Here is a 20,153-nt window from a genome sequence, read left to right as displayed (position 1 = left end):
TTTGTGCAGGTTGGCTTAATACGTAGTCAAAGTAAAACGACTAATTCAGCCGTGGGTCGGTAGGGTAGTTAGACAACACCTTGTATTCACCACCCATGCGCTTCAGCACCGCACGCCAGAACTGGTCGGCAGGCGTATCAAAAATAAAGTGGGCGTCGGTTTCGGAGATAATCCATGAGTCGCGCTTCATTTCATCGTCCAATTGTCCGGCCGACCAGCCTGAGTAGCCTACAAACAGGCGAATGTCTTTTTCTGAGACGGTGCCTATGTTAATCAGAGTCTTCACCTTATCAAAATCGCCAGACCAATAGATGCCATTGCCTAATTCTACGGCTCCGTCAATCCGGTCGCCCAGTCTGTGAATAAAATGCAGGGTATTCTGTTCAACAGGGCCACCTAAATACAAAGGCAGGTCGCCATAGACATTTTCCATTACATCATCCAATTTCAGGTTGGTGGTCTGGTTCAATACCAGCCCGAATGAACCCTGCGTATTGTGCTCGCACAAGAGTACCACACTGCGCTCGAAATTAGGATCTCCCAAAAATGGTTCAGCAATTAACAGTTTTCCTTTACTTACCGACATATATCTCAATAATTTTATAAGCAACACCATTGTCAATGGGTTACACCCCTATAGTTTCCCGTTATTGTGTGAAATCGTTCCACAAAATAGAGGTTTTCAAAACAACGAAAAAACAATTTCTTAAAAAACTTGCTATTGTGGTTTTAAAAATTTATGACTACATTGCCTTGCAAATTAAACATCTAATCTTAAATGTTATATGGGCAGGAAAGTTTTAGTTTTGAATGCCGATTATAGTGCATTAAGTATTTGTACGGTACCTAAAGCTTTTGCATTGGTTTATCTCAACAAAGCTGAATTGGTATCAGATTCCCAGCGGGGCTACCTCAGGACAGTGAGCTCCACTTATCCGCTCCCCTCAGTTATCAGGCTCCACCGCTACGTTAGTTTGCCATTTAAAGGTGTGATGCTCAGTAGGCAGAATGTATTCAGGCGGGACGGCAACAAGTGTGTATATTGCGGAAGCCACGAAGATCTGACCCTCGACCACCTGACTCCTAAATCAAAAGGCGGAAAAACAAACTGGGATAACCTGGTAACCGCCTGTCGCCGATGCAACTCCCGAAAAGGCGACCTTTCCCCTGAAGAAGCAAACCTCTCTCTCTCTCGTAAGCCTTACAAACCTTCATTCATTATGTTTCTCCGCGACTTCGCAGGCTCCATTGAGGAGAACTGGGTGCCGTTTCTTGGTATGAAGGAGAAAACCTAAGGATTTGGGTACCTATCATGAATAAGCATGGCATGCAGTGTATAAACTTATACATAAACAGTCTATAATATCAGTAGATTATTTTATAAGTTTGTATATAAACTTTCTGTAACATGCTCGAACTTCTCAAACAACCCTGGCATTGGTCAGTTGCCGGTGTCATCATTGGTCTTTTCGTCCCTTTGCTTTTGATAGCGGGCAATAAGGCCTTCGGAATTTCATCTTCCATGCGGCATATCTGTGCGGCTATTCTGCCCGCCAAAATTCCTTATTTTAAATATAACTGGAAAAAAGAAAGCTGGAATCTGGTCTTTGTAGCCGGAGTGATCATCGGTGGATGGATAGCTTCACATTTGCTGACCAATCCTGAACCGGTTAAAATAGCCGACAGCACCCGTTCCTATCTGCAATCTATCGGTATTCAGGAATACAGCGCATTGGTACCTACCGATTTGTTCAGCTGGGAGAGCCTTTTTACACTTCGCGGGTTCATCTTCATAGTGGTAGGGGGCTTTCTTGTAGGTTTTGGTACCCGCTATGCAGGCGGTTGTACTTCCGGGCATTCCATCATGGGTTTATCAAACCTTCAGTTGCCTTCGCTGATAGCCACCATTTGTTTTATGGTTGGCGGTTTTATTGTTACCTGGTTTGTGATTCCTTACTTATAATTAAATGCCATGAAAGAGATAAAAGACATAGATCAATTAGATTTTGAAACACAGAATCTGTCAGATGAGACATCCGGAAAAATAACGACAGGTAGTTTACTGAAATACCTTGTATTCGGTATCGGGTTTGGCATTGTGCTGGTAAAAGCAGAAGTGATTTCCTGGTTCCGGATTCAGGAGATGTTCAGATTTGAATCGTTCCATATGTATGGTGTTATCGGAACCGCCGTTGTGGTCGGTGCCATTTCGGTGCAGCTCATCAAACGATTGAAAATAAAAAGCCTGAACGGCGAAACCATTAAGCTGGACCCTAAGCCATTCAGCAAGGGGCAGATATTCGGCGGGCTGCTTTTTGGTTTCGGATGGGCTTTAACAGGAGCCTGCCCAGGGCCTATTTATGCGCAAATCGGTACGGGAGTGACGGTATTCATCGTCACGCTGGTCAGTGCCCTGGCCGGAACATGGTTTTATGGCTTGATCAGAGAAAAACTGCCACATTGAGTAAAAGCCTTATTTAAAGTCAAAAAAATATAATAAAAAGCTAATATATCGGTAGAGACATTAGCAAAACCTTGCTTAATTTGCTTAATCATTATTTCAATCCGATATACTCATGAAAAAATTATTGTTGTTATTATTGTTGACTCCGGCTATGCTTTTCGCGCAAACCAAAGAAGTGAAGCTTGTCAGAGACGATGCAGGCAAGAAAGTAAACGTGCTGATAGATGGCAAACCTTTTACTTCTTATTTTTATCCGGGGGCTGATGTACTCAAAAAAGCTGTTTTATATCCGGTTTATACCTCAAAAGGAACGCTTATTACACGTGGATGGCCATTAGATCCTCGTCCGGGTGAAAGAGTTGACCACCCGCACCATGTGGGTATCTGGTTAAACTACGAAGACGTAAACGGCCACGATTTCTGGAATAACTCTAACACACCACCAAGTGCCAAAGGTACCTATGGTACAATTGTGCATACGGGTATTAAATTGGTGAAATCGGGTAAAAACAAAGGTACATTGGTAGTAACTGCCGATTGGCTGGATAAAGCAGGTAAATTGATGTTGACGGAAGAAACTACCTATACTTTTCAGGGAACCGGCAACCAACGCATTGTTGACAGAGCCACTACTTTAACAGCTGCTGACAAAGAGGTGGTATTTAAAGACGTGAAAGACGGTTTATTTGCTATTCGTCTGGCCAGAGAATTAGAGCATCCGTCTAACAAACCGGAAGTATTTACAGATGCCAGCGGTGTAGCTACCAAAGTGCCCGTTTTAGACAATAAAGGTATTGTGGGAAGCTATCGCAACAAAGAGGGCATTGAAGGAGAAGATACCTGGGCAAAGCGCTCGGAGTGGATAAATCTGAGAGGACAAATTGGCGACGAGAAAATCTCGGTAGCTATTATTGACCATCCTAAAAATCCCGGCTATCCGGCTTACTGGCACTCACGTGGGTATGGTCTTTTCTCGGTGAATCCGCTTGGACAGAAAGTGTTCTCAAACGGTAAAGAGACTTTGAATCTGACATTGGCTCCGAAACAATCTACTACTTTCCGTTATCGCGTAGTGGTGACATCGGGCGAAGTTTCAGATGCAGAAATGAACAAACTAACTGCCGATTTTGGTAAGTAAGAGATAGTTTGGATAATAATGAAGGGTGTTACGATTGTTCGTGACACCCTTTATTGTTTATCTTCATATTCTTACAACAACGCCCCAGTTCCATTGACATCCGGGAATATGGGCTTGCCTTTATCGAGATATACGCCCGTAGCAGGGTCGTTTGAAATAAGGATAGAGCCATCCATATCCACGTAATCTAATAGTGGTAGTAATTGTCCGATGGCTGAGATACCAATGCTGGTTTCGGTCATGCAACCGCACATTACTTTCATGCCCAAGGTACGGGCTTCTGCTATCATTCTTCTGGCCGGAGTTAAGCCGCCGCATTTAGCCAGTTTTACATTCACACCGTGGAATCTGCCAAAGCATTTTTTTACATCTTCTTCCACAATACAGCTTTCGTCGGCAATGAGGGGCAATACCGAATGTTTCATTACTTCCTCCATAGATGCATAGGCACCTTTTTCCATCGGTTGCTCAATAAACTCTACATTCAGTTTATTGAATTCAATAGAGTTTTTAATGGTTTCTTCTACACCCCAGGCACAATTGGCATCAACCCTGAAAACTGCATCGGTATGCTTGCGCAGTTCTTTTACAATTTCAACATCGTGATCAGTACCCAGCTTGATTTTGTAAATCGGGAAATCGAATTCCTGCATTTTAGATACCATCTTTTCAATAGTATCGATACCGATGGTGTAGTTAGAATAGGGCACTTTATCGATGGATAATCCCCAGAGTTTATACAAAGGCTGGCCAAGTTTTTTACCCCATAAGTCCCAGGCGGCCATATCTAAGGCACAATGCGCAAAGGGGTTATCTTTCAGGTAAGGGTACATGGTTGCCCAAAAATCTTCGGGATTCTGCAGGTCGTAGTTTTCAATGAGCGACTGGTATTCGGCCAGTTTATCTCTCATCCCCTCGGCTGTTACACCATAGTAGGGGATAGGCGTAGCCTCACCATAGCCGCTGTATTCACCATCTTGCAACTCTACAATAAACGCATCAATATCGTCACGCGAGCCGTGTGCTATGGTAAACGTATGCCGCATTTGCAGCTTCAGAATATGGAATTTCAATTTCATTGACGAAGAATTTGCAATTGAGTGAATGAGTGATTATTTATTCGCATCAATCAAATTTACAGATTTACCAGTTCATTGCCCCGTAAAATCGGTACTACATCATACAGGTCTTTTTGTAGGCAATAGGCAATGTCTTTATGAATACCCAGATTTTGCAGGCGGCGGATGTGTGACGAATTAGCCAGATAACCTATTAAGTCGTTCTTAGCCTGTTGATACAAGCGCAGCGACATGATAGCGCTGTCTTCCGGTACAAAATACTCATCTTCCAGTGCGGCAATCAATGCACCTGCAAATAGTGTATCTTCAATGTTTACACGGCCTTTCCATCCGGCACATAATACGAGTACATCATAAGGCTGTGTTTTCAGGTAATTAACAATGGCGTTCAGGTTCAGAAATGCCCCTGCCAACACCTTTACGGCCGATGCCTTTGCCTTAGCGATAGAATATGTACCGTTAGTAGTAGTCATGGCAATTTTTTCACCTATTAGTTTTTCGCTCATGTAGCTGAACGGAGAATTGTCCAGCTCAAAGCCATCTACTTTACGGGCGTTTCTTTCGGCCGCGGCAATGTAACCCATCTCCTGCAATTGCTTGCATTCTTCTACGGTCTCTACTGGAATGATGCTTTTTACACCATAGGCAAAGCCCGTTATCATGCATGAGGTAGCACGGAAAATATCTGCTATGATTACAATGGAGTTGTCGATGTTATGAAGGTGTAATAAATCGGGTGTAAGGCAAACGTCAATATTTTTCATTCAGTGATTGTAAAAAACTCAGATAAAGTAATTATCTGAGTTGGCTTTAAGACTAAAATTTAGGCAAATATGCCAAAAAATGCTGTAAAAGCCTATTAAAAACGCTAAATTGCAAGCATAAAAATTGACCCGATGATTTCGATAATAGTAGCCATTGCCCAAAACAGAGCCATAGGAAAAAACAACCAGTTGCTGTGGAGGCTTTCAACAGATTTAAAGCATTTCAAGACCTTAACCAGTGGGCATGCCATCATTATGGGCAGAAAAACGTTTGAGTCGATTGGTAAACCTTTACCTAAGCGGACAAACATCGTTATTACCCGCTCAGGCAAGGTGTCTGATGATACGTCAGTGCTGGTAGCCGATTCGATTGGACAAGCCATAGAACTGGCCAGACATGAAGAAGGAGCGAACGAAATATTTATTGTAGGTGGTGGAAATATCTATGAACAGGCGTTAGGTATTACAGACAAAGTATATCTGACGGAAGTAAAAGTAAATATTGAAGGTGATACATTTTTCCCTGAATTAAAGCAGGAAGAGTGGCAGGAGGTTTCGAGGGTACCGTACCAGAAAGACGAGAAAAACGAGTATGATTTTGATATTGTAGAGTTGGTAAGAAAATAAAAAAGAAGCCCGGTTTTGCCGGGCTTCTTGCTTAATGAGCTTTCAACTGTGCAAATTCTTTGGCAAAGTAGCTCAGTATGATATTTGCCCCTGCCCGCTTAATACTCAACAGTAATTCGTACATGGCTTTCTGTCCGTCTATCCAGCCGTTTTGAGAGGCGGCCTTGATCATGGCATATTCGCCTGATACATTGTAGGCAGCTATGGGCAATGGGAAATTCTCTGAGAGGGTTTTGATGACATCCAGGTATGAGAACGCCGGTTTCACCATCAGGAAGTCGGCTCCTTCGTCCATATCCAGCTGGCCTTCAATCAAGGCTTCGCGCACGTTGGCGGGGTTCATCTGGTAGGTCTTTTTATCTCCGAATTTTGGTGCAGAATCCAAAGCATCACGGAAAGGCCCGTAAAACGCACTGGCATATTTAGCAGAATAAGACATGATGCTAATATCTGAAAAGCCTTCGTCTTCCAGCAGTTCACGTATGTAACCCACGCGGCCATCCATCATGTCTGACGGCCCAAGAATATCAGCTCCGGCACGTGCCTGTGCCAAAGCCATTTTACCCAGCACCTCGAGGGTTTCATCGTTCAGAATCTGTCCGTTTTCAACAATACCGTCGTGGCCGTCGCTGCTATACGGATCAAGCGCAATATCGGTCATCAGCGCCAGATCAGGGAATTGGTTTTTGATTTCGCTCAAAGCTCTCAGGTACAGCGTATCCGGATTATAGCTTTCGGTAGCATATTTGTCTTTCTTCGACTCGGGATAATTGGGGAAAAGACAGATAGATTTAATGCCGAGGTCGGTTACTTCTTTGAGTTCTTCCAGCAATGTATCCAAAGAAAAACGATAGATACCCGGCATAGATTTTATTTCACTTTTGATGTCTGCGCCTTCCATCACAAACATCGGGAATATAAAGTCATTGACTGAAAGCGTGGTTTCCTGCACCAGATCTCTGATGGCAGCACTTTTACGATTTCTTCTTGGACGATGAATAAGCATATTGATAGCTGATAATGAAATGATATTTAAAAACTGAGCGGGTCGAATTCTTTAAAGTGGCCGTTCATGGCAATGCGTTCTTTGGTTCGTTCTACTTCTGCCACAATGGGTAGAATGCGTTCCAGATGCGCCACAAGTATCTGCTGACGTTGTGCTTCGGTCGGAATAGTCAACAATTCATACTCTTCGTTGACAGACAGACCTATTTTATGTGCCACACGATAACTGAATGGCTGGTATTCGGGTTTGTGGTAATCAATATTGATTTTGAGTAGTTGATAGAGTCGGGCAATCAGGCTTAATAGAAACGGATTGACTTCTTCACTCAGATTCTGGTTGCCGGTAAAATCAACTTCACCACCCGAATAGAGTTTCCCTTCCACCGGATTCCTGAAATCAACAATTCTGAAAACCTGCAATCCTTTGGTTTTAATATCCATCCGCGCGTCGTCATAGCGTTTGGTCAGCTGGGTAATATGCACTTCGGTGCCGTATCCGGCTACTTTATTGTTGACGAATGTCGGGATGCCGAAAGTCACCTCATTTTCAAGGCACTCGTTAATCAGTTCTTTATAACGGGGCTCGAAAATGTGCAGATTCAGATCTTCATGCGGATAAACAACCAGATTTAATGGAAAAAGAGGTAAGAAACTCATTCCTGTCCAATTTTTGGCATATCAGTTAAACTGATAACGCTGTTTATGTGGCTATTGGTTCGGGGGCAAAGGTTTTTCAACGCTGACACCCATCGACATTATATATGGCAGGGGATCCTGACGCATATACTGTTTCAGTTTGATGGTATATTTGCCTTTTTTCGGAAATAAAAAACCACGGCTCGATATGATTTTGCTGTCGAAGATATCTCCCAGTCCTTTGCCGAGTGGTTTGCCGGTTTTAGGGTCAAATAAAATGACCTGTTCCAGCCGGTTGCTTATCAGTTTGTTGTCCGGCCCATAAATATAGCGGTTCAGATACAGGTTATTGTATGGATACTGAGAGGCATTTCTGATTAACAGATAGATATTGTATGGTATTGTTTCGTCGGTTACCTCAAAGGTAAAAGACGGCTCATCTTTAATATACCACTTCATATCCTTAAAATCAGTAAAAGACTTATATATAGCGTTGCTGTCGCATGAGAATACGACAAAGCAAAGTATGAAGCCTAAAACAAGGTTTTTCATCAGGCAATTGATTTTCAATTCAGATAAGCTCAGTCGGGCTGATTCGGATTATCGTTTTTGTTGTTAGGTTGGGGATTATTCTTCTGCTGATTTTTCTGTGGCTGTTTGTTCCCGCCCTGGTTGTTTGGTTGCTTGGTCGGATTATTCCCATTGGCTCCTTGCTGCTGCGGTGCCTGCTGCTGCGGTTTATTCCCACCCTGATTGTTGGGATTATGCTGTGGCTTAGGCTGGTTTCCTCCCTGTTTATTCGGATTGCCACCCTGATTCTGTGGCCCTTGCTGTTGCGGTTTGTTTCCGCCACCCTGATTATTGGGATTATGCTGTGGCTTAGACTGATTGCCACCCTGATTATTAGGTTGGTTTTGCTGCGGCCTGTTTGGATTACCCTTCTGATTAGGATTCTGCTGCGGTCTGTTGCCATCCTGCGGCTTATTCCCGTTGTTGTTCTGCGGTTTGTTTGGGTTTCCACCCGGGTTAGGGTTATTACCCTGCTTGTGCTGCTGAGGGTTCTGCCCTGGTTTCTGAGCAGGATTTTGAGTCTGCACAGGTTTTTGATTATTACCCTGAGGTCTTACGTCGTTTCTTTGCTCTTTAGACGAAGAGTGCTGAGGCTTCCTGCTCTTGTCAGTATATTTTCTATCCAAACGGTCAAGGTCTGAATTCCTTGGTGCATTTTTATCGTTCACTAGGCTGTCAAGCAGGTTCAGATCTTCTAATGACGTAGGCACTTGTCCCTGTTCGTTCATTTTCATGATTTCAACCACTTTGTGGATCGGAAGCGAATGCCAGTTGATATCGTTGTTGTAACTGAACCACATGATACGACGGAAAATGTCGGTCTTTTGCAGAACCGCAATACCTTTCTCAGTTTTGAGGGGTTTTTCTACAGAAGGGATGTCGCTCAGGGCATCCAGATAAGTTTCCAATTCATAGTTAAGGCAGCATTTCAGACGTCCGCATTGACCCGAAAGTTTGGCAGGATTCAAAGAAAGATTCTGATAACGCGCCGCAGAAGTAGGAATAGCCTTGAAATCGGTAAGCCAGGTTGAACAGCACAGCTCACGCCCGCATGAACCTACACCACCCACCCGGGCCGCTTCCTGACGCAAACTGATTTGCTTCATTTCTACCCGGATCTTGAATTCGGCAGCAAGCAATTTAATTAGTTCACGGAAATCAACACGGTCGTCGGCCGAGTAGTAGAATGTAGCTTTGGTATTGTCTGACTGAAACTCTACGTCAGACACCTTCATCTGCAATTTCAACTCTTTGGCAATTTCGCGTACCCTGTACATGGTTGGCAGGTCGCGGGCTATTGCCTGCTGATGCTTTTCTATGTCTTTTTCCTGGGCAGCTCTCAGTATTTTTCTGATGTCGTCGTTGTCCTGAACTCCCTTTTTTATCATTTGCAGTCGTACCAGTTCGCCCTGTAATGACACACTGCCTATATGATGGCCTGTGGGCATTTCGCAGATGACAAAGTCTCCGGTATAAAGCTCAAGGTTATTGGTATTTCTGAAATATTCTTTTCTACCGCCTTTAAACTTTATTTCGACTACATTATAGCGCATACTGGTTGGCACTTCCATGTTTGAAAGCCAGTCGTATGCATTCATTTTATTACATCCCCCTGTTGAGCAGCCGCCCGAAGAGCACCCTGCTACAGCTTTATGATTCGATTTCTCGGTTCTATCTAAGGCTTTTACTGCTCCGCAGCCACCTGATGAACATTGTCCACAACCCATATCCTCTATATAGTAATGAGTAAATATTTATTTAAGTAATGACGATAAGCTCAGAAATGAGCGAATTAACGATTGAATGAATTAGTGAATATATTAAAGCTGCCAATTCAAAAAAACGTTAAAAACTAATGTTTTCGCCACTATGCAGATAAAGATACAGGAAAAGATTAAGAATCTATTATGTTTCTGAACCTATCAGAATACCCTTATTTTTCTTCTTTCAGATACTTCAAAAGATCTTTGCCTATATCTTTTCTATAGTATTTTTTGTCAAATATAATGTTTTTTGCCAATCGTTGTGATTTCTGACGTGCAGAATTTAGCGTACGTGCCATTGCTACTGATACAATTACCCTGCCACCATTGGTTAATACGCTGTTGTCGTCGGCCAGTTTTGTGCCGGCATGGAAAATAAATGTGTCTTTTTCGGCTTCCGGTATTTGCATTAAATCGCCTTTACTATAGTCTTCCGGATACCCCCCGGCCACAACCACTGTAGCAATGGCTGTCTTCGGATTCACCGTCAGTTTTACTTTGTCGAGCTTACCCTCGGCAGTGGCTTTCATGAGTTTAACCATGTCGGTTTTTATTCTCGGTAACACCACCTCGGTTTCGGGGTCACCCATGCGCGCATTATATTCAATCACATAAGGCTCGCCGTTTACGTTCATGAGACCAACGAAAATAAAGCCAACATATTTGATACCCTCAGCCTGTAAGCCTGCCAAAGTGGGTTTTACCACTTTTTCTTCTACTTTTTGCAAAAAAGCCTCATCGGCAAACGGAACCGGAGAAACCGCTCCCATACCACCGGTGTTCAATCCTTTGTCGCCTTCACCAATGCGTTTGTAGTCTTTGGCTTCAGGTAATATTTTGTAGTTTTTGCCGTCGGTCAATACAAATACCGATAATTCAATGCCACTGAGGAATTGTTCCACCAATACTTTGCTGCTGGCATCGCCGAATTTGGCTTCGGCCAACATTTCATGCAATTCTTGTTGGGCTTCTTTCAGTGTTTCGGCAATAATAACTCCTTTACCGGCTGCCAGTCCATCTGCTTTTAACACGATAGGCAGCGATTGTGTTTCTAAATAAGCCAGTCCTTCTGCCAGTGTCTCTTTCGTGAAAGTTTGTGAGGCGGCTGCAGGCACACCATGCTTTTGCATAAAGGCTTTCGAGAAATCTTTGCTGCCTTCCAACTGTGCACCGGCAGCATCGGGGCCAACTATTCTTATTTTTTTGAGGGTTTTATCTTTCCTGAAAAAATTTACAATGCCTTTTACCAGTGGTTCTTCCGGTCCTACAATCACCATTTCAATATTGTGCTCTTTTACAGCCTGAGCAATACCTGTGAAATCGCTTACTGCAAGAGGTAAGTTGGTAGCAATTTTTGCAGTACCTGCATTACCTGGTGCAACAAAGAGTTGCGTACAGTTTTTTGATTGAGAGAGTTTCCAGGCAAATGCATGTTCACGACCACCAGAGCCAATAATCAAAATGTTCATTTAATCTAAAATTTGAGTGTCAAAGGCGTAAAGGTCGGAAGTTTTTTGGAAAAGAAAAAAATGCTTAGTAAAAATGGCAGGGCCGGAGCTAAAATTCAAACCGGTTTTTCTGCTTTACTTTTTCTACTGTTTCTAAAACAGCGCTTTTACCGCCCACCGCAATTTTGCGCGAAACGACTGACGCAGCACTTAAATAGGCCAGCCGGGTATGTAACTCTCCTTTTCCGAAAAATTCCTTTTCAGTGCTTAGATCATTAAGGGAAAGAGGATGTGGCGTAAGGAATGACAGTTCGGTTTTGTAATCTGTATATCGTTGCGCACTGTCAGATGTGTTCACAAACCGGTAGTCGAGCATCAGGGCAATGCCTTCGTCAAACCAGGTGGGTATATGCGCCTTGGTTTTCCACCAGCCCAGTCGGGTCATCAACTCATCGTGCGACATCTCATGGGCAATCACATCTGCGTTCAGTCCGTCTTTATTAAGAACTATCCACGAGCCTACCGGTGTTCCGATAGTACAGCCGGCTCCCTCGGTGGTTCTGCAATATTGACGATATTGCTCAGCATCATTACAAAAAATGATGGTAGCCCGACCCTGTTGATTTCCCCAGAAACCAATCACTCTTTTTTTAGCAACTTTAATATACTTTTTTAACGAATCCTGTTGTTTTAAAGAAGAGGTACTTCCTGCATACACATTCGGTTGAAGGGTAACGAAGTTATCGTACTCAACCAGTGAGCACCGCAATACCTGTGGGAAAATCCAGATAAAAAGCAAAAAAAGTGAAAGAATACTGACGAGTATGGGCTTGAGAAACTTCATTGAACTGGTAACATTGGAGCGCTAACCGAAAGTTCGCCACATAACATTTATGTTATTAAAAGATTATGACTTAATTTTGACAAAACTTTTATTTATCTAACGGCTTAAATTAAAACTATATGTATCAGATTATCCAACCGATTCACTCATATCTGGCCTATCTCACACTCATACTGCTCGCATTTGCCACTATCAATGGTATATCGGGCGTGGGCAAAGAGAAAGCTTTTGAAGAGAAACACCTGAAAGTTAATAAATTTGCTTTGATAGCTACCCATACCATGTTTTTATTGGGTATCATTCTGTTGTTTACTTCGCCAATCACTCAGTCGGCATTTGCTGATATGAAAGCAGCCATGAAAGACAGCACCCTGCGCTTATATACTATAGAACACCCAACCATTAATCTGATTGCTGTTATTCTGGTAACAATAGGTAATGCCCGTGTGAAACGTGCGATAGGAAACGGAAAGAAATTCAAACAAACCATGATTTTCTTCGGATTGGCGTTGATATTGATTTTAAGCAGAATCCCGTGGTTTGCGTGGTTCGATTGATTGAGAGAAAACGCCGCCCGTTAAACGCGGCTTTTACCGAAATCAATGACCATATAACGATTATAAATTATTTATGTTACGATCATATTTAGGAAATATAGGGCATTTGTCCATTATTGTCGCGTTTGTTGCTGCCTTAGTTTCTACTTATGCTTACTGGCAGGCAAGCCGACCCACAACTCAGGGACTTAAAACCGAAACAGACAATTGGCTCAAATTTGCCCGACGGGCATTTTATGTACATGCATTGGCAGTAGTAACTGTTTGTGCGGCCTTGTTAAGTATTATTTTAAATCATTATTTTGAATACCATTATGCATGGGACAACGCATCGCTGAGTTTGCCGATTGACTATGCAATTTCATGTTTCTGGCAGGACCAGGAGGGGAGCTTTTTGCTCTGGATGTTCTGGAATGTGATTGTGGGAGTAATACTGATTAACTCATCCTTAAGAAAAAACAAAGCCCTTGAAGCACCCACACTTACCATTTTTACTTTGGTGCAAACCTTTCTGGCTTCAATGATTCTGGGAGTAGTGATTTTTGCTGATTTCAAAGTGGGTAGTTCACCTTTCCTTACATTGAAGGAATCTATGCCGGATATTCCGATCTGGAAAACCAATCCGAACTTTGTGCCGAAAGATGGGAGCGGGCTTAATCCGCTCTTGCAGAATTACTGGATGGTTATTCATCCGCCTACTACTTTCTTAGGTTTTGCGCTTTCGCTGGTGCCTTTTGCTTTTTGTATGGCAGGTTTGTGGCGCAAGCAATATACAGAGTGGATAAAACCCGCTTTACCTTGGACACTTGTAGCTGTTGTGGTTCTGGGAACAGGTATTATGATGGGGGGAATCTGGGCTTATGAAACCCTGAACTTTGAAGGGTACTGGAACTGGGATCCTGTAGAGAATGCCGTTTACGTGCCCTGGTTGGTGTTGGTGGCGAGTTTCCATACCATGCTGCTGGCCAGAAAAAACAGTTCGGCTTTGAAGTACTCAATCATTCTGCTTATTGCACAGTATATTCTGATATTGTATTCAACGTTTCTGGCCAGAAGCGGGGTGCTGGGCAATGCCTCTGTGCACTCCTTTACAGACCTGGGTCTTTCCGGTCAGTTATTGTTATATCTGTTTACATTCATCATTGCTGCAATCGTATTATCGGTTATCCGCTGGAAATACCTGCCGAAAGACGAGAAAGAAATTTCTACTTTTTCACGTGAGTTCTGGATTTTTATGGGTGTATTGATGCTGAGCTTGTCAGCCTTTCAGGTGATTGTTACTACGTCAATTCCGGTCTATAATAAAATTGGAGAAGTGTTCGGCGCCAAACTGAATATGGCCTTGCCGAGCAATCAGGTAGAACACTATACGCGTTTCCAGATGTGGTTTTTTGTAGTTATTACCATTCTGACGGGCATCGCGCAATTCTTCTGGTGGAAGCGTGTAAAGAAAGAGAGTCTTTCTAAATTGTTGAATCCGCTCATTATTACGCTTCTTCTGTCGGCTGTCACTATTACTTTTGCTAAAGTAAATAACTGGCAGTATATCATTGTGCTGACGGCCGCTCTTTTCAGTATTGTGGCTAATGCCAGTATTCTGACCGATATTCTGAAAGGTAAATTTAGTGTTGCCGGAGGAGCCATTGCACACATCGGAATAGCTTTAATGCTTATCGGTATTATGTTTTCGTCGGCCTATTCTAAAATAATCTCATTGAACTTTTCCGGTGCTGAGATATTTCAGGGTAACGATAAAGAGAATAAAGAAAATGCCCTGCTATGGCTGAATCGTCCGACGGAATTCAGTAACTTTTCGTTCACCTATAAAGGGCAGTTTGTAGATGTGAGAAATGTGCCGGGTTATATTGAGAAGAAATATATTTTACCAGTACCTGGCAGTAATTTTAAAGGCATTGCCCGCGCTGATGTGGTAGATGGCGACAAGACGTTTTATCACAGAGGAGATACTCTGGAATATGAAGCTGAAAATACTTACTATCAGGTGGAGTATAAAGATAAGAATGATAAAACCTTTAACCTGTACCCTCGTTTTCAGATCAACGAAAAGATGGGTAATGTGGCTTCGCCGGATATCAAGAAATTTTGGAATAAGGATATTTATACCCATGTGCGGTTTGTAACGCTCGATGAAGACAGAGAATGGAGTGTGCCTGAAGAATTTACTGTAGCTATCGGTGATACTTTTTTTGTGAATGATTACGTAGCTATTCTGCAGAACGTAGAAGGAGTAGGAGAGGTTGACGGCATGAAACTGAACCAAGGTGATGCAGCTGCGAGAGCTATAGTTAAAGTGCTCGACAGAAATGTGTCTGTAACCCTGCGACCGGTTTTTGCCATCCGAAACCATGAAATATGGAGTAAGCCTGAGGTAAATACTGAAATGGGATTGCGCGTGCAGCTTACCAAAATTGACCCTGCTTCAGGCAGATTCAGTTTCTCTGTGAGCCGTGGTCAGCGAGAATTCATTGTATTGAAAGCCCTGGAGAAACCTCATATTAATATGCTATGGATCGGCTTCCTGCTGGTGATAGTCGGGCTTGTGCTCTCTGCTGCAAGGAGATTTACAATTGTGAGTGCTGAATAAATTTTGTAGCTTCGATCCGGATGTCTAAAGAAAGAGTTTCCTCTTCTTTAGACATCTGTTTTTAATATGCTTTCAATTAGCTGTTATGATTTTAATATCAGACAATTTATGACCTATCTGGAAAACGCATACCATAATTTTGAACAGAAGATAATGGCCTTTTTAGAGCCGAAGAATTGGGTTTTACGTGTGGTAGTGGTTTCTATAATAATCATGCTGTTGTCTTTTTTTAATAATATTACCCCATTTCAGGACTTTAAGAAGTACTACGAAGAGGTAATAATAAAGCGAGGAGAGTATTATCTGTATCAGATAATCGAAGAACGTGCACAAGATTTAACGCAACATAAAGTTTATCAGGATGGAGCTTCGAACAATAAAGTTTTCCGTTTGACCTTACCCGTAATTGTGAAATTGTTACATATTAAGAATGTAAGTATTTTTGTCTATGGTCTGCAACTAATACTGGGTGTTTTACTGTATTTCCTGCTTACGAAATTCCTTTATAGTTTACTAAAAGATAAGATTGCCACACTGCTGTCTATGATAGCGCTGGCCTGCATTTATTTCGGAACCTCGTTTTTTATAGAGAATTGCGGTTATGGAGATTTTTATTCTTTCTTTTTTTTGTTTTTGGGCATGTACTTCCGAAGCCCTATAATAATTTTCGTTTCTATTTTTGCTGCTACCTGGTGCGATGAGCGCGCTGGTGTAGCCAGTGGATTGGTATTTCTATGGTGGTGGGTTTCACCGGCTATCTGTAAGGGTAAAAAAGTAAGTTTTATACCTAACTGGCAAATGATTGCCGCAGTCTTGGGTGTTATGGCTTATGGCATATTGCGCTGGTATCTGATAAAATATTTGGGGATGAGGGCTGCCTATGAAGATGGTGAGTTTTCTCAATTAATTTGGGATAGCATAGGGTCGTTTGGTTTTAAGTTTGCCTGGATTCTAGAAGGCTTCTGGTTGTTGATGCTCTTGGCTTTTTATATATTATATACTGACAAAGAATATCAGAAGCTGGTTTTGGTTGCCGGAGGCACTTTAGCTATGGTATTTTTAAGTATGATAACTTACGACTCTACCAGAAGCGGTACTTTTGTATTTCCGATGATTTTTCTGGGTCTGCTTGTTGTTCGCACAAAACTTACTGACCGGCAACTTAGAATTTTACTTGCCATTGTAGCTTTGTTATGTTTTTTACACCCGCTTGCTACTAAAACCAGAGGAGTGGGGTATTTTCTGATGTAGGTCGTATCACGGAATGGCATTCCGTGGATTCCAATATTATCTTAATATACAATGCTTAGAGTTCTGCTCTATTTTTTTGCTTTTCAGGCATTTGCACAAATTCCGACCAAAACATGGCGGACACACAACAACTATGTAAACCTGAAAGGCCTGGAAATAGTAGAGAAAAAGGTATATGCTTTTTCTGCAAATGCCCTTTTTTATTTCGATAAAATCAATAATCAGGCAGTTAAATTATCGAAATCGGATGGACTAGCGGAAGCCAATGTGGTTCAGATCAGGTATAGTCCAATCCTGAAAAACCTGCTGATTGCGTATGAAAACGGGAATCTTGATTTGCTGGAAACCGATTCGGAGGGCCGTCCGGAAAGATTTAATAATATCAGTTTCATTAAAGACATAAACACGATACAAACCAGCAAACGTGTGAATGCCATTGAGTTTCAGGGAGACTTCGCTTATCTGGCCTGCGATTTCGGGCTGGTAGTTTTAGATACCAGAAAGACCGAAATAAAAGAAACTTACCGGAATATAGGAAGAGGAGGAAACGAAGTGAGCCTGAAACAGATAGCATTTGCCCGGGACAGTATTTTTGTGAACACTACTGAGGGCATATTAGGTGCCAGGTTTGCGGCCGATGTCAATCTGCAATTTTATGGCAACTGGAAAGCCATTAACAATAACCGCTTGTTTCAACCTGCGCAATATCCGAATGACCCGATTTTGATAAATCCGGTTGAAATGGAAACCGATACAGAGGGTAAACTCTGGATTGCCGATGCTGAGGCCGGACTGATAAGTAACCGGGAGGGACCCTTTAAAAATTACTCGCCCAATGGCACGAGAGGCTTGGTAACAGGACTTTTTTTTCAAGAATCAAAAAGCTACGCACTGGCTACTACGTTATCCAATGTATTTGAAAACGAAAAATGGACAGTAACCTCCCTGAATCAGATTCCTGCCTACTCAAACGATATTACCGATAATTACGGCTTTCGCTGGCAGATTGTATCTAATGGCGTTCGGGTGACGGACGATGTCGGTAAGCAAACCAGATTGTATACGGTAGGAAAAAACTCCGGTAATCTGCCGAGCTCACTTGTGCGTACCATTGCTATAGACAAGGATGGGATCATCTGGATTGGTACCAGCGATGGCATTGCCGCCCTGGTAACGGCAAGAGATATTTTTACCAGACAAATAGATGCTTACACACCATTTAATAGCCGGGGCAGGAGAATTCTGTTGCAGGAAAACGTACGGAAAATAATAGTAGACGGTGGCAACAGAAAATGGATTGGTACCAGTAACGGTTTAAGCCTGTTTGCATCGCCGGTAGATGAACTGATTCTGAATTTTACAGAAGATAACAGCCCGCTGCCATCTAATGAAATAGCAGACCTGAGTATTGACAGGCAGCATGGAGAGCTTTTTGTGTTAACCTCTAAAGGTTTACTTTCTTACAAAACTGACGCATCTGAACCAAAAGAAGATTTGAGCGGAATAAGTATTTTTCCGAACCCTATACGCCCCGATTTTCAGGGGGTACTCACTATTTCAGGATTAAGAGAAAATACAGCAGTAAAAATAACTGATGCCGCAGGCAGGCTGATTTATGAAACGAAATCGAATGGAGGTACGGCTTCGTGGAATCTGAAAGACTCTGCTATCAGCCGTACCTTATCCGGCATTTATATGGTTTTCTGCATTGCCGCAGATGGCTCCGAGAGTTTTGTCGGCAAGGTGGCAGTGGTTAATTAATTTACCTGTTTCACGTTTACGTAAAAGTTTACATCAACTTTGATTTCTTTGGCAGGATTCTGCCATGTTTTCCAACTGGTCGAAGGATAGATGAAATCCATTGGCCCACCATCAATTGCTACTTTTAGGGACATATCAAAACCTTCAACGCAATTAACCCATCTATAAGATAGTTTGCCATCGGTAATTTTGTATTCGAGTTCCGGAATACGAGTATCTCTCAGATACTGGTCAAAAACTTTACTGAAATCTTTGCCACCGGCTTTTGAAACATACTCTTCTATTTGCCTGGTGGTTACTGTCTGATGATAGAACGTTTTATTCAGTCCGCGCAGCACTTGTCGCCAACGTTCATCATCATTTACAATCTGGCGGATGGTGTGAAGCATATTACCACCTTTATAATACATATCGCCCGAGCCACCGTTGTTTAGATCGTAGGTGCCAATAATAGGTTCTTTGTTCTGAATGTTTTTCCGGGTACCAATTACATAAGCCGCTCCGGCTTCTTTACCATAATAGAATTCCGTAAACAGATTTTCTGAGTAGTTGGTAAAACTCTCGTGTATCCACATATCGGCTATATCTTTATAGGTGATGTTATTGGCAAACCACTCATGCCCCGACTCATGTATAATAATAAAATCCCATTTTAACCCCCAGCCTGTTCCTGATAAGTCTCTGCCCAGATATCCGTTCTGATATTTGTTGCCATACGTTACCGAACTTTGATGTTCCATGCCCAGATACGGTACCTCTACCAGCTTGTAACCGTCTTCATAGAAAGGATAAGGCCCGAACCAATGCTCAAATGCTTTCAGCATCAGCGGTACCTGCTTGAATTGTTCTTTAGCTTTTTCCAGATTCTCAGGTAATACATAATAATCAACGGTTAATTTACCTTTTTCTCCGTCATAGGTTTCGTTGAAATGAGTGTAGTTGCCTACATTCATATTGATACCGTAGTTGTTGATGGGGTTTTTAACAAACCATTCGAAGGTTCTGGTGCCATCTTTATTGTCAATAACTTTACGCAAACGGCCGTTGGAGATGTCTTTCAATTTTTCGGGTACAGTAATGCTGATAAGCATACTGTCGCACTCATCATACATATGGTCTTTGTTCGGCCACCAGGCGCTGGCTCCTAAACCCTGGCATGAAGTAGCCACATAATCATTTCCTTCGGCATCTTTTACCCATTGCACGCCACCATCCCAAGGTGGACGTTTGGCTACAATCGGGTTGCCCGAATAATAGACAACGATCGATTCATTCTTGCCCTTTATCTGTTTTTTCTTCAGGTTGATCATGTAGGCATTTTTGCCGTCGAGTTTGAACGAAAGCTCCTTGCCGTCTTGCGTTACTTTGTCTATTTTAAGTGGTGGTTGAAGGTCAATCTGAATAACCTGATGGGGTTTCAGTACCTCATATAAAACAGTAGTACTGCCGGATAGATATTTCTCTGCCGGATTTACCCTGGTGCGCAGTTCATAATATTTCAGATCCCACCAGCTTCGCTCAGGAGTGATGCTTCCCCGGAGTGTATCGTCTCTGCTAAACTCCTTTTTTGAGAATTGCGCACGGGTAGTGAAAATAATGAGTAAGTTGACGAAGAGCAGTAATGCTTTTGGCAATTTCATG

Annotated in this window: 19 protein-coding genes; 9 read left to right on the top strand and 10 right to left on the bottom strand. The window is 42.5% G+C overall.

What is annotated here, in order from left to right; all coding sequences use genetic code 11:
• Positions 1 to 40 precede the first annotated feature (40 nt).
• Complete coding sequence (locus AC1RRY_RS10165) at positions 41 to 586, bottom strand: YqgE/AlgH family protein (protein ID WP_492821215.1); 546 nt, start codon at positions 584 to 586, stop codon at positions 41 to 43.
• A 199-nt stretch (positions 587 to 785) separates the two neighbouring features.
• Between AC1RRY_RS10165 and AC1RRY_RS10160 the strand changes: the two genes are divergently transcribed.
• From AC1RRY_RS10160 to AC1RRY_RS10145, 4 genes are all read left to right on the top strand, one after another.
• Positions 786 to 1,295, top strand: coding sequence for an HNH endonuclease (locus AC1RRY_RS10160; RefSeq protein WP_492821217.1), 510 nt, complete (start codon positions 786 to 788; stop codon positions 1,293 to 1,295).
• 113 nt (positions 1,296 to 1,408) lie between these two features.
• Positions 1,409 to 1,963 (top strand): YeeE/YedE family protein, encoded by a 555-nt coding sequence (locus AC1RRY_RS10155; protein ID WP_492821219.1) that lies wholly within the window; start codon positions 1,409 to 1,411, stop codon positions 1,961 to 1,963.
• Between the two features lie 9 nt (positions 1,964 to 1,972).
• A complete protein-coding gene (locus tag AC1RRY_RS10150; protein WP_492821221.1) occupies positions 1,973 to 2,464 on the top strand; it encodes a DUF6691 family protein in 492 nt (163 codons plus the stop codon).
• Positions 2,465 to 2,576: 112 nt separating this feature from the next.
• On the top strand, positions 2,577 to 3,602 hold the full coding sequence (locus AC1RRY_RS10145) for a DUF6807 domain-containing protein (RefSeq protein WP_492821223.1): 1,026 nt from the start codon (positions 2,577 to 2,579) through the stop codon (positions 3,600 to 3,602).
• A gap of 71 nt (positions 3,603 to 3,673) precedes the next feature.
• Here the strand turns inward: AC1RRY_RS10145 and AC1RRY_RS10140 are convergent, their stop codons facing one another.
• The gene (locus AC1RRY_RS10140) at positions 3,674 to 4,681 is read right to left on the bottom strand and encodes a dipeptide epimerase (RefSeq protein WP_492821225.1); all 1,008 of its coding nucleotides are present in this window, start codon (positions 4,679 to 4,681) and stop codon (positions 3,674 to 3,676) included.
• A gap of 56 nt (positions 4,682 to 4,737) precedes the next feature.
• On the bottom strand, positions 4,738 to 5,445 hold the full coding sequence (locus tag AC1RRY_RS10135) for a 2-phosphosulfolactate phosphatase (RefSeq protein ID WP_492821227.1): 708 nt from the start codon (positions 5,443 to 5,445) through the stop codon (positions 4,738 to 4,740).
• Positions 5,446 to 5,577: 132 nt separating this feature from the next.
• Here AC1RRY_RS10135 and AC1RRY_RS10130 point away from each other — a divergent pair, with 132 nt between their 5' ends.
• Positions 5,578 to 6,072 (top strand): dihydrofolate reductase, encoded by a 495-nt coding sequence (locus AC1RRY_RS10130; protein ID WP_492821229.1) that lies wholly within the window; start codon positions 5,578 to 5,580, stop codon positions 6,070 to 6,072.
• Positions 6,073 to 6,103: 31 nt separating this feature from the next.
• Here AC1RRY_RS10130 and hemB read toward each other — a convergent pair whose 3' ends face one another.
• From hemB to AC1RRY_RS10100, 6 genes are all read right to left on the bottom strand, one after another.
• The gene (gene hemB, locus AC1RRY_RS10125; protein WP_492821231.1) at positions 6,104 to 7,078 is read right to left on the bottom strand and encodes a porphobilinogen synthase; all 975 of its coding nucleotides are present in this window, start codon (positions 7,076 to 7,078) and stop codon (positions 6,104 to 6,106) included.
• A 26-nt stretch (positions 7,079 to 7,104) separates the two neighbouring features.
• Positions 7,105 to 7,734: an LON peptidase substrate-binding domain-containing protein gene (locus AC1RRY_RS10120; protein ID WP_492821233.1), complete on the bottom strand. Its 630-nt coding sequence runs from the start codon at positions 7,732 to 7,734 to the stop codon at positions 7,105 to 7,107.
• Positions 7,735 to 7,785: 51 nt separating this feature from the next.
• Positions 7,786 to 8,265 (bottom strand): gliding motility lipoprotein GldH, encoded by a 480-nt coding sequence (locus AC1RRY_RS10115; RefSeq protein WP_492821234.1) that lies wholly within the window; start codon positions 8,263 to 8,265, stop codon positions 7,786 to 7,788.
• A gap of 29 nt (positions 8,266 to 8,294) precedes the next feature.
• Positions 8,295 to 10,010 (bottom strand): PSP1 domain-containing protein, encoded by a 1,716-nt coding sequence (locus AC1RRY_RS10110; RefSeq protein ID WP_492856681.1) that lies wholly within the window; start codon positions 10,008 to 10,010, stop codon positions 8,295 to 8,297.
• Between the two features lie 206 nt (positions 10,011 to 10,216).
• On the bottom strand, positions 10,217 to 11,515 hold the full coding sequence (purD, locus tag AC1RRY_RS10105) for a phosphoribosylamine--glycine ligase (protein WP_492821238.1): 1,299 nt from the start codon (positions 11,513 to 11,515) through the stop codon (positions 10,217 to 10,219).
• 88 nt (positions 11,516 to 11,603) lie between these two features.
• Positions 11,604 to 12,338 carry a hypothetical protein gene (locus AC1RRY_RS10100; RefSeq protein ID WP_492821240.1) on the bottom strand — a complete coding sequence of 245 codons (735 nt, stop codon included), beginning with the start codon at positions 12,336 to 12,338 and terminating at the stop codon, positions 11,604 to 11,606.
• Positions 12,339 to 12,457: 119 nt separating this feature from the next.
• Here AC1RRY_RS10100 and AC1RRY_RS10095 point away from each other — a divergent pair, with 119 nt between their 5' ends.
• From AC1RRY_RS10095 to AC1RRY_RS10080, 4 genes are all read left to right on the top strand, one after another.
• The gene (locus tag AC1RRY_RS10095) at positions 12,458 to 12,895 is read left to right on the top strand and encodes a cytochrome B (RefSeq protein ID WP_492821242.1); all 438 of its coding nucleotides are present in this window, start codon (positions 12,458 to 12,460) and stop codon (positions 12,893 to 12,895) included.
• A 73-nt stretch (positions 12,896 to 12,968) separates the two neighbouring features.
• Positions 12,969 to 15,500 carry a cytochrome c biogenesis protein CcsA gene (gene ccsA, locus AC1RRY_RS10090; RefSeq protein ID WP_492821244.1) on the top strand — a complete coding sequence of 844 codons (2,532 nt, stop codon included), beginning with the start codon at positions 12,969 to 12,971 and terminating at the stop codon, positions 15,498 to 15,500.
• Positions 15,501 to 15,608: 108 nt separating this feature from the next.
• Entirely contained in the window at positions 15,609 to 16,751 is a 1,143-nt protein-coding gene (locus AC1RRY_RS10085; protein WP_492821246.1) for a hypothetical protein, read from the top strand.
• A 51-nt stretch (positions 16,752 to 16,802) separates the two neighbouring features.
• Entirely contained in the window at positions 16,803 to 18,512 is a 1,710-nt protein-coding gene (locus tag AC1RRY_RS10080; RefSeq protein WP_492821248.1) for a PorZ beta-propeller-like domain-containing protein, read from the top strand.
• Here AC1RRY_RS10080 and AC1RRY_RS10075 read toward each other — a convergent pair.
• On the bottom strand, positions 18,509 to 20,152 hold the full coding sequence (locus AC1RRY_RS10075; protein ID WP_492821250.1) for a M1 family metallopeptidase: 1,644 nt from the start codon (positions 20,150 to 20,152) through the stop codon (positions 18,509 to 18,511). The two genes, AC1RRY_RS10080 and AC1RRY_RS10075, sit on opposite strands and share 4 nt — an antisense overlap.
• Position 20,153 lies beyond the last annotated feature (1 nt).

It is taken from the genome of Emticicia sp. GW821-FHT11C11, assembly GCF_058808615.1.
The sequence above is the reverse complement of the archived record's forward strand: the minus strand, read 5'-3'. Positions and strand labels throughout refer to the sequence as shown.

Excerpts from the sequence above, each read along its gene's own strand:
- AC1RRY_RS10140 (WP_492821225.1), bottom strand. The coding sequence starts at position 4,681 with ATGAAATTGAAATTCCATATTCTGAAGCTGCAAATGCGGCATACGTTT.
- AC1RRY_RS10155 (WP_492821219.1), top strand. The coding sequence starts at position 1,409 with ATGCTCGAACTTCTCAAACAACCCTGGCATTGGTCAGTTGCCGGTGTC.
- AC1RRY_RS10130 (WP_492821229.1), top strand. The coding sequence starts at position 5,578 with ATGATTTCGATAATAGTAGCCATTGCCCAAAACAGAGCCATAGGAAAA.
- AC1RRY_RS10150 (WP_492821221.1), top strand. The coding sequence starts at position 1,973 with ATGAAAGAGATAAAAGACATAGATCAATTAGATTTTGAAACACAGAAT.
- AC1RRY_RS10165 (WP_492821215.1), bottom strand. The coding sequence starts at position 586 with ATGTCGGTAAGTAAAGGAAAACTGTTAATTGCTGAACCATTTTTGGGA.
- AC1RRY_RS10080 (WP_492821248.1), top strand. The coding sequence starts at position 16,803 with ATGCTTAGAGTTCTGCTCTATTTTTTTGCTTTTCAGGCATTTGCACAA.
- AC1RRY_RS10100 (WP_492821240.1), bottom strand. The coding sequence starts at position 12,338 with ATGAAGTTTCTCAAGCCCATACTCGTCAGTATTCTTTCACTTTTTTTG.
- AC1RRY_RS10110 (WP_492856681.1), bottom strand. The coding sequence starts at position 10,010 with ATGGGTTGTGGACAATGTTCATCAGGTGGCTGCGGAGCAGTAAAAGCC.
- AC1RRY_RS10120 (WP_492821233.1), bottom strand. The coding sequence starts at position 7,734 with ATGAGTTTCTTACCTCTTTTTCCATTAAATCTGGTTGTTTATCCGCAT.
- AC1RRY_RS10160 (WP_492821217.1), top strand. The coding sequence starts at position 786 with ATGGGCAGGAAAGTTTTAGTTTTGAATGCCGATTATAGTGCATTAAGT.
- ccsA (WP_492821244.1), top strand. The coding sequence starts at position 12,969 with ATGTTACGATCATATTTAGGAAATATAGGGCATTTGTCCATTATTGTC.
- AC1RRY_RS10095 (WP_492821242.1), top strand. The coding sequence starts at position 12,458 with ATGTATCAGATTATCCAACCGATTCACTCATATCTGGCCTATCTCACA.
- AC1RRY_RS10145 (WP_492821223.1), top strand. The coding sequence starts at position 2,577 with ATGAAAAAATTATTGTTGTTATTATTGTTGACTCCGGCTATGCTTTTC.
- hemB (WP_492821231.1), bottom strand. The coding sequence starts at position 7,078 with ATGCTTATTCATCGTCCAAGAAGAAATCGTAAAAGTGCTGCCATCAGA.
- AC1RRY_RS10115 (WP_492821234.1), bottom strand. The coding sequence starts at position 8,265 with ATGAAAAACCTTGTTTTAGGCTTCATACTTTGCTTTGTCGTATTCTCA.
- AC1RRY_RS10075 (WP_492821250.1), bottom strand. The coding sequence starts at position 20,152 with ATGAAATTGCCAAAAGCATTACTGCTCTTCGTCAACTTACTCATTATT.
- AC1RRY_RS10085 (WP_492821246.1), top strand. The coding sequence starts at position 15,609 with ATGACCTATCTGGAAAACGCATACCATAATTTTGAACAGAAGATAATG.
- AC1RRY_RS10135 (WP_492821227.1), bottom strand. The coding sequence starts at position 5,445 with ATGAAAAATATTGACGTTTGCCTTACACCCGATTTATTACACCTTCAT.
- purD (WP_492821238.1), bottom strand. The coding sequence starts at position 11,515 with ATGAACATTTTGATTATTGGCTCTGGTGGTCGTGAACATGCATTTGCC.